Raw genomic sequence first — 13540 nt, forward strand, 5'->3', positions numbered from 1 at the left:
GGCGTGAATACCAGCCGTGCTGGCCGTGCCGTCCGCATCGGTGGCGTCATCGTATCCGAACATCATTTCATTGCATCGGAAAATGTCGAGACCGGAAAGGTTGTGTCGTACCGCGATCTCCGACGCGGAAACGGAGGACGGCGATGCAGGCCGCGGATGCAATCCATCGTAGCCGCAGGGTCCGGCGGGCTCTATCCGAAAAGCGCAGTTTTCAGCGGGGTGTGACAATGCACGTTCAGCCTGGTTTCCGGCAGCAGCACTACGCGGGGCTGGAAACCGCCGGGATGCTGGCCGTGGTGCAGGACGGGCAGTTCGAGCACCGGCTGCAGTCCGGCGGGCCGGCCAGCATGCTGCACCAGCGGCTGGACATCGGTGACGTCTGTCTGGACTGCGGCAGCTACGACTTTCCGCTGGTGGCGCTGGGTGCCATGCCGCAGGACCTCGTGTGCATGGCCTTCATTCCCGGCAACCACGAGGTCGTCCGCTACAACGCGCAGCCGCTCGAGCGCGATGAAATCCAGGTCTATTCGCCCGGAGCCGAACTGCTTTATCACGCCTCGTCGGCATCGCGCTGGATCACGCTGACCGTACCGGAGTCAAGGCTGCAGGCCACCGCCGAAACCCGGCTCGGCCGGCCGCTGCGCCTGCCTTCGGGCCATGCTGCATCGGTGACGCTGCCGGCAAGCCGCCGGGCAATGCTGGGCCGGCTGGCCGAGGATGCCCTCCGGCTCGGCCTGTCGCTGCAGTCGACCGGCATCGATCCGGAGCTGGCGCGGGTCGTGTCGCAAGCGCTGCTCGACGCCCATGTCGACGCGCTGGGCGAAGCCGACCTGCTGCACGAAAGTGCGGGCAGCCGCGCGGCACGGCGCAATCTGCAACTGGTCCTCGCCTGCGAACGGCTGATGGCCGGGCAGGGGCCGGACGGACTCGGCCTTGAGGATGTCGCGCAGCGCTGCGGCTACAGCCGGCGTGCGCTGGAGATGATTTTCCGACGCAGCGTCGGCATGCCGCCCGGTCGCTGGTTCATGAACGCCCGGCTGAACGGCGCCCTGCGCGACCTGCTGATGCCGCCGCCCGGCTACGGTGTCGCCGACATCGCCATGAAATGGGGCTTCCGTCATCTCTCCCGCTTTGCCGAGCACTACCGCCGCGCCTTCGGCGAGCTGCCGAGCCGGACGCTGGCGCGCACGCCGCACTGAACCCTGCCGGCCAGCACCGACCGGCACGTTGGTTCTCCCCTCTTGAAAACCCCCAACCTCGCCCCTATTATTGGCACTCGTTAGGGACGAGTGCTAAGCGAAGGTCAATTCGCGAACGCCAAGCGTTCCACTCGTGCTGCATCAACCCAATTCTCAGGAGAAATTCAACGATGAAAATCCGTCCTTTGCATGACCGCGTTGTCATCAAGCGTGTCGAAGCCGAAGAAAAAACCGCTTCGGGCATCGTGCTGCCGGGCAACGCCGCCGAAAAGCCGGACATGGGCGAAGTCGTCGCCGTCGGCAACGGCAAGGTCCTGGAAAACGGTTCGGTTCGCCCGCTCGGCCTTGCCGTCGGCGACAAGGTGATCTTCGGCAAGTACAGCGGCCAGACCGTCAAGGTGGACGGCGAAGAGCTGCTGGTGATGCGCGAAGAAGACGTGATGGGCGTCGTCGAGCAGTAAGCTCCGCCCCATACGTTTCAACTTTTATCTACAGAATTCAGGAGTATCAGGAAAATGGCTGCAAAAGAAGTCAAGTTTGGTGATTCCGCCCGTTCGAAGATGGTTGCCGGCGTCAATGTGCTCGCCGACGCGGTCAAGGTGACCCTGGGCCCGAAGGGCCGCAACGTCGTGCTCGAGCGCTCGTTCGGCGCGCCGACCATCACCAAGGACGGCGTATCGGTCGCCAAGGAAATCGAACTGAAGGACAAGTTCGAGAACATGGGCGCCCAGCTCGTCAAGGAAGTCGCTTCCAAGACCAGCGACATCGCCGGTGACGGCACCACCACTGCGACCGTGCTGGCACAAGGCATCGTCAACGAAGGCCTGAAGTACGTGGCCGCCGGTTTCAACCCGACCGACCTGAAGCGCGGCATCGACAAGGCCGTCGTGGCCCTGGTTGAAGAACTGAAGAAGATTTCCAAGCCGACCACCACCAGCAAGGAAATCGCCCAGGTCGGCTCGATTTCGGCCAACAGCGATGAAGTCATCGGTGCCAAGATCGCCGAAGCGATGGACAAGGTCGGCAAGGAAGGCGTGATCACCATCGAAGACGGTTCGGGTCTGGAAGACGAACTGGCGGTCGTGGAAGGCATGCAGTTCGACCGCGGCTACCTGTCGCCGTACTTCATCAACAATCCGGACAAGCAGATCGCCCTGCTGGACAACCCGTACGTGCTGCTGTTCGACAAGAAGATCAGCAACATCCGCGACCTGCTGCCGGTGCTCGAGCAAGTGGCCAAGGCCGGCCGTCCGCTCCTGATCATCGCTGAAGACGTCGATGGCGAAGCGCTGGCGACCCTGGTCGTCAACAACATCCGCGGCATCCTCAAGACCGTTGCCGTCAAGGCGCCGGGCTTCGGCGACCGTCGCAAGGCCATGCTCGAAGACATCGCCATCCTCACCGGCGGTACCGTGATCGCCGAAGAAGTCGGCCTGAGCCTGGAAAAGGCCACGCTGGCCGAGCTGGGCCAAGCCAAGCGCATCGAAGTGGCCAAGGAAAACACCACCATCATCGACGGCGCCGGTCAGGAAGACGCGATCAAGGCCCGCGTTGCCACCATCCGCGCGCAGATCGAAGAATCGTCGAGCGACTACGACCGTGAAAAGCTGCAGGAACGCGTGGCCAAGCTGGCCGGCGGTGTTGCCGTGATCAAGGTCGGCGCTGCGACCGAAGTCGAAATGAAGGAAAAGAAGGCCCGCGTCGAAGATGCGCTGCACGCCACCCGTGCTGCGGTCGAGGAAGGCATCGTGGCCGGCGGCGGTGTTGCACTGCTGCGTGCCCGCGCCAACCTGGGCGAACTGAAGGGCAGCAATGCCGATCAGGATGCCGGCATCAAGATCGTGCTGAAGGCCATCGAAGCGCCGCTGCGCCAGATCGTGGCCAACGCCGGCGACGAGCCGTCGGTGGTCGTGAACCGCGTCGTCGAAGGTTCGGGCAACTTCGGTTACAACGCGGCAACCGGCGAGTACGGCGATCTGGTCGAGATCGGCGTGCTGGATCCGGCCAAGGTGACCCGTTCGGCACTGCAACACGCCGCTTCGGTAGCCGGCCTGCTGCTGACGACCGACGCAATGGTCGCCGAGCTGCCGAAGGAAGACGCACCGGCGATGCCGGGCGGCGGCATGGGCGGCATGGGCGGCATGGACTTCTGAGTCCGGCTCCGGCTGCTGCAAACGGAACGCCACCTTCGGGTGGCGTTTTTTCGTTGGTCGGCCGGTCTTGGGTGGACGTGGCGGGTGGTCTAGCGTGGAACTGGAGCCGCAGCAGACGGCAATCCGGCGCCACGGCGCCCACCGGATACGGAGATGAGCGATGACCACCTTGCTGGAGTCCCAGCTGCGCGAGTGCGTCGGGCCCTACGCGCAGGCCTATCCGGATCAGCTGATCCGGCTGTTTCCGCGCATTGCCGACCGGGTGGCCGGCCTGTGGGGCAGGCCCGAACTCGACGACTACTTCAATGCTCTGCTGATCGACGACCGTGGCAACCGGCGCGGCTTTCCGCTGCCGGTCGCCAGCGAGCTGATGGCGCTGTCGCGCGTCTACGATCTCGTGCGCAAGGTGCCGCTGGCGCGGCCGCCGGACATCTGGGGGCTGGTCACCCGGCTCAACTAGCGCCGGGCCGCGGCAAGCCGCTGCTGGCGGCGCTGGTCGGCTTCCCGCCAGCGGCGGGTCTCGGTGTCGCCGGCCGGAACATGGGCCGGAATGTCGAGCGGGCGCTTGTCGTCGCCAAGCGCGACCATGGTGAAGTAGCAGCTGTTGGTGTGCCGGACCGTCTGGGCGCGGATGTCCTCGGCAATCACGCTGATGCCGATTTCCATCGAGGTGCGGCCGGTGTAGTTGACGCTGGCGAGGAAGGTCACCAGTTCGCCGACGTGAACCGGCTGCTTGAACGTCACCTGGTCGACCGACAGCGTCACGCAGTAGGCGCCGGCGAAGCGGCTGGCACAGGCGTAGGCGGCTTCGTCCATCAGCTTGAGCAGCGCGCCGCCGTGCACGTTGCCGGAGAAGTTGGCCATGTCCGGCGTCATCAGCACGGTCATGGTCAGTTGGTGGCGGGGCAGGTCGGTCATCGGTCTTCCTCGTTGGGCATGAAAAACGCCGGGCAAGCCCGGCGTTGTCGGTTCGGCTGCGCCGGTTCAGAGCCCGGCGTGATGCGCCTGCTGATCTGCATGATAGCTCGACCGCACCATCGCGCCGACCGCGGCGTGCTGGAAGCCCAGCTCGTAGGCGAGGTTTTCCCAGGCCTTGAACTGGTCCGGATGCACGTAGCGCAGCACCGGCAGGTGACCGTTCGACGGCTGCAGGTACTGGCCGATGGTGATCATGTCGATATCGTGCGCACGCATGTCGTGCATCACCTGGACGACTTCCTCGTCGGTTTCGCCGAGGCCGACCATGATCCCGGACTTGGTCTTCACGTCCGGATACATCGCCTTGAAGTCCTTCAGGAGCTTCAGCGAGTGCAGGTAGTCGGAGCCCGGGCGCGCCTGCTTGTACAGCCGCGGTGCGGTTTCGAGGTTGTGGTTCATCACGTCCGGCAGTGCCTGGCCGAAGAGTTCGAGTGCCAGTTCGAGCCGGCCGCGGAAGTCGGGCACCAGCACTTCGATCTGGGTATCCGGGCTCTTGGCGCGCGTCAGGCTGATGCAGTCGACGAAATGCTGGGCGCCGCCGTCGCGCAGGTCGTCACGGTCGACCGAGGTGACCACGACATACTTGAGCTTGAGCGCCGCAATGGTTTCGGCCAGATGCACGGGTTCGTTGGCGTCGAGCGGGTTCGGCCGGCCGTGGCCGACGTCGCAGAACGGGCAGCGCCGGGTGCAGATGTCGCCCATGATCATGAACGTTGCCGTGCCCTTGCCGAAGCATTCGCCGATGTTCGGACAGGATGCTTCCTCGCACACCGTGTGCAGTTTCTGCTCGCGCAGGATCTGCTTGATCTCGCCGAAGCGGCCGTTGAGGCTCGGTGCCTGCACGCGGATCCAGTCCGGTTTCTTCAGCTTGGATTCGAGCTGGACCACCTTGATCGGAATGCGGGCGGTCTTGGCTTCGCCCTTGAGCTTGGTGCCGGCGGTAACGGGGGCGTTCTTGGTGTCTTGGGTCATGATCCGTGCCGATCAACCTTGCGTCGGGCAGGGTTAATCAGTTGATTTGTTGCAGGATTTTGTCGGCCATTTTACCGGCTAACGTCGCCGGTGTCTCCGCAAAGCCGAAATCGTTCAGCTGGGCGACGCGCAGGCCTTCGTAACCGCAGGGATTGATCATCGAGAACGGTGCGAGGTCCATGTTCACGTTGAACGACAGGCCGTGGAAGCAGCAGCCGTTGCGGATGCGCAGACCGAGCGCGGCGATCTTGGCTTCGCCGAGCGCATCCTTCACGTACACGCCCGGGGCGTCGACCTTGCCGTAGCTGGCTATGCCGTAGTCGGCGAGCAGCGCGATCACGCTGTTCTCGAGCCGGCGCACCAGCTCGCGCACGCCGAAGCCGAGCCGGCGCAGGTCGAGCAGCGTGTAGGCGACGAGCTGACCCGGGCCGTGATAGGTGACCTGACCGCCACGGTCGATCCTGACGATCGGAATGTCGCTGCGCTGCAGGATGTGTTCGGGCTTGCCGGCCTGGCCGAGCGTGAACACCGGCGGGTGTTCGAGCAGCCAGACTTCGTCGGGCGTGGCCGCGTCGCGGGCGTCGGTGAAGGCCTGCATCGCGTGCCAGGTGGTCTCGTAGTCGGCGAGGCCGAGCTGCCGGACCACCGGCGCGGTCGCGACTTCGCTCACAGCACCATCCGCACCAGTGGATGCGCACGCAGTGCGGCGTCGAGCGCGCGCACCTGATCGGCGGTCTCGAAGGTGATCATCAGCGTGGCGGCGAAGTAGTTGCCGGCGCTGCTCGGGCGGATCGTCAGCACGTTGGCGGTGACGCCGGGCACGTGCTCGCACGACAGCGCGAACAGCACGGCGTGGAATTCGTCGTGACTGACCTGCTTGTGGCTGATCGCCTTGATCGGCAGCTTGGCCGGGAAATCGACCAGTTCTTCGAGCGGCGGCGGTGCCGGGGTATTCGTGTTCATTGGATATCCTTGCCGGTGCGCATCACCTCGGTCTTGAAGGCCTGGTAATGCTGGTACATGGCTTTGTAGATGGGGCCGGGGGCGCCGTTTCCAACCGGGGTGCCGTCGAGCGTGACGATGGCGAGCACTTCCTTGCTGCTCGACGTGAGCCAGATTTCGTCGGCACTGCGCAATTCGGCCTCGGTGATCTCGCGGACCTGGTGCGGCATGCCGTGCCGGGCTGCGAGTTCGAGCACCAGATCGTAGGTGATGCCGGTCAGCATCAGGTGAGACGGCGGCGGCGCCAGCAGCATGCCGTCACGGACGACGAAGATGTTGCTGGCCGAGCCCTCGATCAGCAGGCCGTCCCGCAGCAGCACCGTTTCTGCGACGCCGGCATCGACGGCACCCTGCCGGGCCAGCACGTTGGCCAGCAGCGAAATCGCCTTGATGTCGCAGCGCAGCCAGCGCACGTCGGCCTGGGTGACCGCGGCAATGCCGCTGACCACTTGGGCCGGCAGTGGCGTGCGCAACGGATCGGCCAGCAGGAACACCGTCGGCGTTGCTTCGGCCGGGAAGGCGTGGTTGCGCGGGTAGGCGACTCCCCGCGTGACCTGCAGGTAGATCGACTGGTCGTCGAAGGGCTGGTGCCGGACCAGCGTTTCGATGATCCTGCGCCATTCGGCCTGCGTGTGCGGATTGGCAATCCGGATGGCGGCGAGGCTGGCGGCCAGTCGCTCGAGATGCGGGTCGAGCCGGAACGGCTTGCGGCTGTAAACCGGAATCATCTCGTAGACGCCGTCGCCGAACAGGAAGCCGCGGTCGAGTACCGGCACGGAAAGGTCGCCCAGCGGCGCAAAGCGGCCGTTCAGGTAGGCGGTGAGGTCGGGGGTGTTCATGACGGGAGTTTACGCCGCCGGCATGATCGGGTCATGCCGGCGGAACCGGGGGTCAGGCGAACAGCTGCTTGAACCAGAGGCGGATCGCATCCCAAGCGCGGCCGAAGATGCCGGCTTCGGCCACCGGTTCGATCGCGACGACCGGGTAATCACCCAGTGCCTTGCCGTCGAGGCTGACCTTGACCGAGCCGATCTGCTGGCCCTTGGCGATCGGTGCGATCAGCGGCTGCTGGCTGGTGAAGTCGAGCTTGATCTTGGCGGCGTCGCCCTTCGGCACCGTCAGGTAGCGGTCCTCGAGGAAGCCGGCCTTGACGCTGTCCGCCTTGCCCTTCCAGACCGGTACGGTGGCGATGCTCTGGCCGGCGCTGTAGACCTTCGGCGTATCGAAGAACTGCACGCCCCAGTTCAGCAGCTTGGACGATTCGGCCGCGCGGATCTGGTCGCTGGTGGTGCCGACGACGACCGAAATCACCCGGCGGCCGTCACGCTTGCTCGACGCGACGAGGTTGTAGCCGGCCGAGGCAGTGTGGCCGGTCTTCATGCCGTCGACGTTGGGATCGCGGTACAACAGCAGGTTGCGGTTGCCCTGCTTGATGTTGTTGAAGGTGAAATCCTTCATCGAGTAGATCGGATAGAACTCGGGGAAGTCGTGGATGATCGCCGCGGCAATCCGGCCGAGGTCGGCCGTCGTCATGTACAGGTTCGGGTCCGGCAGGCCGGTCGAGTTGGTGAAGTGGCTGTTCTTCATGCCGAGGCGCTGCGCCTCGCGGTTCATCAGCTGGGCGAAGACTTCCTCGTTGCCGGCGATGGCTTCGGCCAGCGTCACGCAAGCGTCGTTGCCGGACTGGACGATCATGCCCTTGATCAGCTGGTCGACCGTGGCCGGGGTGCGCGGATCGAGGAACATCGTCGAACCGCCGCTGCCGCCGCCGGCCTTCATGCCGGCCGCCGACACGGTCAGCTGCTGGTCGAGCTTGAGCTTGCCTTCCTTGATCGCCTTGAACACCACGTAGGCGGTCATCAGCTTGGTCAGCGACGCCGGTTCGATCCGGGTGTCGGCATCGCGGGCGGCCAGTGTGGCACCGCTCTGGTAATCGGAAAGGAAATAGGCCTTGGCGGCGATGTCCGGCGGCGGCGGGGTGAACGCCTGGGCGGTCATGGAAACGAGCGGGGCGGCCAGGGCGACGAGGGCGAAGTGACGGCGGAGATTCATCGGTGAAACAGCACTCTTGGAATGGGGCGGAACAAGTCGGCGATTATAAAACCGTCATCCGGCGCGGGTCTGCCGTTGCGGGCGTGCGAATTACCTTGCACTGACGGATGGCACCGTGCCGTCTGCAATCCGGACGGCGACGGTCGCCGGGTTGGAGCGTTTATTCGTCCGGCAGTTCAAACGTGCCGTGACCGATGCGGTTGACCCGGCCGCTGACGCGGATTGCGCCGGTCCCGGTCAGGTCGAGTTGCAGGTGGGCAAGGCGCTTGACGCCGTGCCCCTGCAGCATCGTCGACGTGAACGGCAGTGTCCGGCCCTGGCCGAGCAGCCAGCCGCCCAGGTTGGCGCAGGCCGAGCCGGTACCGAAGTCCTCGCCGATCTGCCCGGCCTGGACCCAGAAGAAGCGCGCGACGATGCCGGCCTCCGACGGTGCCCACACCAGCGCCTGCGCGATGCCGCGGCCGTTGAGTGCGGCTTCGCCGAAGCGTGTGACGTCGGGCTGGCAGGCGAAGACGTCGTCGGCAGAGGCCACCGGGACCACCAGTTGCTCGGTGCCGGTATCGACGAAGCGGGCGCGGCCGGCGAACCGGCCGGCGGCGAGGCCGAGCGCCCCGGCCAGCACTGCATCGTCCGGCGCGTCGCGATAGCGCGGCGGTTGCGCCGTCAGCGTCACCAGACCGTTGCGGATCGAGACCGGGACCGTGCCGGCAGGGAAATGCAGCGCCACTTCACCGCCCAGGCCGCGCTCGGCGTCGAGCACCGCGGCGGTGCCCAGCGTCGGGTGGCCGGCAAAGGGCAGTTCGTAGCCCGGCGTGAAGATGCGCACGTCGGCGTCGGCCCCCGGCTGGTCGTCGCCGCTGTGGCGGACGAAGGTCGTTTCCGACAGGTTGAGCTGCTGCGCGATCGCCTGCATCCGCGCGTCGGAGACGCCGTCGGCGTGCGGAAACACGGCCAGCGCGTTGCCGCTGAACGGGTTGCCGTCCGGTGCGGTGAAAACGTTGACGACGATGTAGTGCAGCGTGCGCATGGCGGGCTCCGGCCGGATTCGGGACCGTCATTCAACCATGCGGCCGGCAGCGGCAACAGTGACAATCCGGCGGCCTTGTCGGCGCCACAGCCGGCCAGGGCGCGGCCGGGCTACGTTTTGCAACAGGCCGTGGTCGCGCACGGCTGTATAATGCAGCGTCAAGCAATCAAACCCCCTGACCCGCGAATGATCCGCAAACTGATCGGAAAAGTGCTTCGCCGCCCCGGCAAGCGCGTCCTCCACGCCAAACACTACGGCATCCGCCGCGACCAGCTGCACTCGGGGGCGCTCAAGGTCTGCGACCGGCTGCAAGCTGCCGGTTACGATGCCTATATCGTCGGCGGCGCGGTCCGCGACCTCATGCTCGGCAAGAGTCCCAAGGATTTCGACGTCGCCACCAGTGCAACGCCCGAGCAGGTGCGCCACGTCTGCAACCGCTCGCGCATCATCGGCCGCCGCTTCAAGATCGTCCACGTGCCGTTCTACGACCGTGACGGCGAGGAAATCATCGAGGTGACGACGTTCCGCGGTGCCTCGGACGCACCGACCGACGACGCCGGCCGCATCCTGCGCGACAACGTCTACGGCACGATCGAGGAAGATGCGTCACGACGCGACTTCACCGTCAATGCGCTGTATTACGACCCGAACCGCGAGGAAATCCTCGACTTCCACCACGGTGTCGACGATCTCGAACGCCGCCAGCTGGTGATGATCGGCGATCCGGTGCAGCGCTACCGCGAAGACCCGGTGCGCATGCTGCGCGCGGTGCGGCTGGCCGCCAAGCTCGGGCTGACGATCGCGCCGGGCACCAAGAAGCCGATCGCCGGACTGACCAGTCTGCTCGAAAACATCCCGAGCGCGCGGCTGTTCGATGAGACGATGAAGCTCTTGCTGTCGGGCAAGGCCTGGGCGTGCGTGTCGGCGCTGCGTGCCGAAGGGTTGCACCGCTCGCTGCTGCCCATTCTCGAGCGCCAGCTCGACGATCCGAACGCGGCGACCTTCATCCAGCGCGCGCTGGAAAACACCGATGCCCGCCTCGCCGACGACAAGCCGGTGTCGGCCGGCTTCCTGTTCGCGACGCTGCTGTGGCACGACGTCGAGCAACTCTGGAAGAAGAAGGAGGCCGCCGGCGAGCACACGATGCCGGCGCTGGTCGCGGCGATGAACGAGGTCGATGACCGGGTGAGCAAGCGCCTGGCGATTCCCAACCGTTACAGCGCGGCGATGAAGGAAGTCTGGATGATGCAGCCGCGTTTCGAGCAGCGCGTCGGCCAGCGGCCGTTCCGGCTGATCGAACAGCCGCGCTTCCGGGCCGGTTTCGATTTTCTGGTGCTGCGCGCGCAGTGCGGCCTGGCGGACAAGGCGCTGGCGGACTGGTGGCAGCAGTTCCAGTACTGTGACGACGCGACCCGTTCGGCGCTGATCGCCAATGTTGCCGGCAGCGACAAGGGCGGGGCGCAGCGCAAGCGCAAGCCGCGCCGCAAGAAGCCCGCCGCGGCCCCGGCCAGCGGCGCGTGATGGTCGATGCCTACATCGCGCTGGGCGCCAATCTGGGCGATCCGGCGCGCCAGCTCGACATGGCCGTCGACGCACTGGCGGTGTTGCCGGGCTCGACGCTGATGGCCGTATCGGACTACTACCGCAGTGCGCCGGTCGGTTACGCCGACCAGCCCGATTTCCACAATGCCGTCGCCCGGATCACGACCACGCTGGCGCCGCCGGCGCTGCTCGATGCGCTGCTGGCGATCGAAACCGGGCTGGGCCGGCACCGCAGTTTCCGCAATGCGCCGCGCACGCTCGATCTCGATCTGCTGCTCTATGGCGACGCGACGCTGCAGCTGCCGCACCTGCACGTGCCGCACCCGCGCATGCACGAGCGCGCCTTCGTACTGCTGCCGCTGCTGGAGATCGCACCGGACGTCGTCATCCCCGGTTTCGGCCCGGCAAAGGACGGTCTGGCGGCGGTGGCCGGTCAGGCCATTGCGCGGATACCGGGCAGCGGCCGCCGGTCCTGAGCGGGGTCAACTGCCGCCCTCGGCAACAATACGTATGGGCGCAGCTGCCGCGCAGGTGGAATAATGCCCCACGCGGCGGCATTACCCCGCTGCCGTGACGTCTGCCCAACCACCCACGGGATTACGCAATGAAGACCACGATTACCACGCTGCAGAAAATGAAGCAGGACGGCCAGAAGATCGTCATGCTCACGTGTTATGACGCCAGTTTCGCCACGCTGATGGACGAAGCCGGGGTCGACATCCTGCTGATTGGCGATTCGCTCGGCAACGTGATCCAGGGCCAGACCAGCACGCTGCCGGTGACGATGGACCAGATGGTCTACCACACCGGATGCGTTGCCCGGGGCAACCGCGAGGCGCTGGTGCTGGCCGACCTGCCGTTCGGTGCCTACCAGCAGAGCCCGCAACAGGCATACGAGAATGCCGCCAAACTGATGGCTGCCGGCGCCGAAATGGTCAAGATCGAAGGCGGCATGGTGATGGTCGAGACCGTCGCCTTCCTCGCCGCGCGCGGGATTCCGGTGTGTGCCCACATCGGCCTGCAGCCGCAGTCGGTCAACGTCTACGGCGGCTTCAAGATCCAGGGCAAGACCCAGCACGAGGCCGAGGTGCTCAAGCGGGACGCGCTGGCGCTGCAGCAGGCCGGTGCGGCGATGGTGCTGATGGAAATGATTCCGGCCGATCTGGCCAAGACCGTGACCGAGTCGCTGTCGGTGCCGACGATCGGCATCGGTGCCGGCGTCGACGTCGACGGTCAGGTGCTGGTCGTCTACGACATGCTCGGCGTGTTCCCGGGCAAGAAGGCGCGCTTCGTGAAGAACTTCATGCACGGCGTTTCCAGCATCCAGGGCGCGTTCGAGTCCTATGTGCACGAGGTGCGTGCGGCGACTTTCCCGGCACAAGAACACAGCTACTGAGGCCGCGGCGATGGCTGAACGTCTCGACGCGATTTTCGCCTTCGCGCTGGAGCTGGAAAAGCTCAAGGGCGTGCTGCGCCGGAACAAGCCGGTCGGACTGGACCGGCGCGAGAACACCGCCGAGCACAGCTGGCAGATCGCCATGCTGGCAATGACGCTGGCGCCCGAAGCGGTCCGCCCGGTCAACGTCGACCGGGTGCTGAAGATGCTGCTGGTCCACGACATCCCCGAAATCGATGCCGGCGACGTGATGGTCTACGACGCGGCGCAGCGTCAGGCTGCCGAAGCACTGGAGCTGGCCGGCGCCGAGCGCATCTTCGGCCTGCTGCCCGACGACGCCGGCAAGGCGCTGTTCGCGCTGTGGCACGATTTCTCGCACGGCAACGACGACGACGCACGGTTCGCCCGTGCCATCGACCGGGTGATGCCGATGCTGCAGAACCTCAACAACGGTGGCCAGAGCTGGCGCGAACACGGCATCCGCGTGTCGCAGGTGGTCGCGATGAACCAGCCCAAGGTCGAACCGGTTCTGCCGGGCGTCTGGGCCCGGCTGCGGGCCGGCCTCGACGACGCCATCGCGCGTGGCGACCTGCAACCCTGAACGGAGTGACGAAGTGAACGCAGCCGTTGATCTGTCGCCGTACCTGAACGCCAGCGAAGTCGTCGATTTCGACCACCCGGACGTCGCCGCCCTGGCCGAGTCGCTGGCGGCGCCGACCCAGCTCGAAACCGCGCGCAACTGTTTCAACTGGGTGCGCGACCGGATCGAACACTGCATCGATTTCGGTCGGACAGAAGTGCCGGTATCGGCGTCCGAGACGCTGGCGACCGGGACCGGCTTCTGTCACGCCAAGAGCCACCTGCTGGTGGCGCTGTGGCGTGCCAATGGCCTGCCCGGCGGTTTCAGCTACCAGCGGCTGACCTGGGACGGCCCGAATCCGCCTTACTGCCTGCACGGCTTTGCCGCGGTCTGGCTCGACGGCCACGGCTGGTACCGGTGCGACGCGCGCGGCAACAGCAAGCCCGGCATCGCCTGCCAGTTCACGCCCGGCGCCGAAAACCTCGCCTATCCGGTGCAGTACCCCGGTGAATGCACATATCAAGAAGTCTGGGCCGAACCGTGGCCCGAACTTGTCGAGCGGCTGTACGCCTGCGACACGGTGTCGCAGTATCGCGCCGCGCCGATCGACCTGAATCCGCCTGTCTCCGAGTGAACGAC

Annotated in this window: 16 protein-coding genes; 9 read left to right on the plus strand and 7 right to left on the minus strand. The window is 65.9% G+C overall.

The annotated features are described in order from the left end of the window. The first annotated feature begins 227 nt into the window (after window positions 1-227). From IE097_RS19545 to IE097_RS15245, 4 genes are all read left to right on the plus strand, one after another. Window positions 228-1199 (plus strand): AraC family transcriptional regulator, encoded by a 972-nt coding sequence (locus tag IE097_RS19545; RefSeq protein WP_308429725.1) that lies wholly within the window; start codon window positions 228-230, stop codon window positions 1197-1199. A gap of 170 nt (window positions 1200-1369) precedes the next feature. Next, window positions 1370-1660 carry a co-chaperone GroES gene (groES, locus tag IE097_RS15235; RefSeq protein WP_189461709.1) on the plus strand — a complete coding sequence of 97 codons (291 nt, stop codon included), beginning with the start codon at window positions 1370-1372 and terminating at the stop codon, window positions 1658-1660. A gap of 54 nt (window positions 1661-1714) precedes the next feature. Continuing rightward, on the plus strand, window positions 1715-3352 hold the full coding sequence (gene groL / locus IE097_RS15240) for a chaperonin GroEL (RefSeq protein WP_189461710.1): 1638 nt from the start codon (window positions 1715-1717) through the stop codon (window positions 3350-3352). A 160-nt stretch (window positions 3353-3512) separates the two neighbouring features. Further along, window positions 3513-3812, plus strand: coding sequence for a hypothetical protein (locus IE097_RS15245; protein WP_189461711.1), 300 nt, complete (start codon window positions 3513-3515; stop codon window positions 3810-3812). On the opposite strand, the gene IE097_RS15250 is transcribed toward IE097_RS15245, so the two are convergent. The 7 genes from IE097_RS15250 to IE097_RS15280 form a co-directional block, all read right to left on the minus strand. Beyond that, window positions 3809-4270: an acyl-CoA thioesterase gene (locus IE097_RS15250; protein WP_189461712.1), complete on the minus strand. Its 462-nt coding sequence runs from the start codon at window positions 4268-4270 to the stop codon at window positions 3809-3811. The two genes, IE097_RS15245 and IE097_RS15250, sit on opposite strands and share 4 nt — an antisense overlap. Window positions 4271-4336: 66 nt before the next feature. Further along, entirely contained in the window at window positions 4337-5302 is a 966-nt protein-coding gene (lipA, locus tag IE097_RS15255; RefSeq protein ID WP_189461713.1) for a lipoyl synthase, read from the minus strand. A 37-nt stretch (window positions 5303-5339) separates the two neighbouring features. Continuing rightward, a complete protein-coding gene (lipB, locus tag IE097_RS15260) occupies window positions 5340-5972 on the minus strand; it encodes a lipoyl(octanoyl) transferase LipB (RefSeq protein ID WP_189461714.1) in 633 nt (210 codons plus the stop codon). Continuing rightward, complete coding sequence (locus IE097_RS15265; protein ID WP_189461715.1) at window positions 5969-6265, minus strand: YbeD family protein; 297 nt, start codon at window positions 6263-6265, stop codon at window positions 5969-5971. Before IE097_RS15265 ends, lipB begins: the two co-directional genes overlap by 4 nt. Continuing rightward, window positions 6262-7143 carry a D-amino acid aminotransferase gene (locus tag IE097_RS15270; protein ID WP_189461716.1) on the minus strand — a complete coding sequence of 294 codons (882 nt, stop codon included), beginning with the start codon at window positions 7141-7143 and terminating at the stop codon, window positions 6262-6264. Before IE097_RS15270 ends, IE097_RS15265 begins: the two co-directional genes overlap by 4 nt. Window positions 7144-7195: 52 nt before the next feature. Next, window positions 7196-8356, minus strand: coding sequence for a D-alanyl-D-alanine carboxypeptidase family protein (locus IE097_RS15275; protein ID WP_189461717.1), 1161 nt, complete (start codon window positions 8354-8356; stop codon window positions 7196-7198). Between the two features lie 160 nt (window positions 8357-8516). Beyond that, on the minus strand, window positions 8517-9383 hold the full coding sequence (locus tag IE097_RS15280) for a PhzF family phenazine biosynthesis protein (protein WP_189461718.1): 867 nt from the start codon (window positions 9381-9383) through the stop codon (window positions 8517-8519). 186 nt (window positions 9384-9569) lie between these two features. Between IE097_RS15280 and pcnB the strand changes: the two genes are divergently transcribed. The 5 genes from pcnB to IE097_RS15305 all read left to right on the plus strand — a co-directional run bounded on the left by pcnB (window position 9570) and on the right by IE097_RS15305 (window position 13535). Further along, on the plus strand, window positions 9570-10904 hold the full coding sequence (pcnB, locus tag IE097_RS15285; RefSeq protein WP_189461719.1) for a polynucleotide adenylyltransferase PcnB: 1335 nt from the start codon (window positions 9570-9572) through the stop codon (window positions 10902-10904). Next, window positions 10904-11401, plus strand: a complete 498-nt coding sequence (folK, locus tag IE097_RS15290) for a 2-amino-4-hydroxy-6-hydroxymethyldihydropteridine diphosphokinase (RefSeq protein ID WP_189461720.1) — start codon at window positions 10904-10906, stop codon at window positions 11399-11401. The genes pcnB and folK overlap by 1 nt, the downstream gene beginning before the upstream one ends. Window positions 11402-11529: 128 nt before the next feature. Further along, complete coding sequence (gene panB, locus IE097_RS15295; protein ID WP_189461721.1) at window positions 11530-12321, plus strand: 3-methyl-2-oxobutanoate hydroxymethyltransferase; 792 nt, start codon at window positions 11530-11532, stop codon at window positions 12319-12321. A gap of 10 nt (window positions 12322-12331) precedes the next feature. Continuing rightward, window positions 12332-12922, plus strand: coding sequence for an HD domain-containing protein (locus IE097_RS15300; RefSeq protein ID WP_189461722.1), 591 nt, complete (start codon window positions 12332-12334; stop codon window positions 12920-12922). Window positions 12923-12935: 13 nt separating this feature from the next. After that, a complete protein-coding gene (locus IE097_RS15305; RefSeq protein WP_189461723.1) occupies window positions 12936-13535 on the plus strand; it encodes a transglutaminase-like domain-containing protein in 600 nt (199 codons plus the stop codon). The last annotated feature ends 5 nt before the right edge of the window (window positions 13536-13540 follow it).

It is taken from the genome of Jeongeupia chitinilytica (assembly GCF_014652315.1).
Classification (GTDB): domain Bacteria; phylum Pseudomonadota; class Gammaproteobacteria; order Burkholderiales; family Chitinibacteraceae; genus Jeongeupia; species Jeongeupia chitinilytica.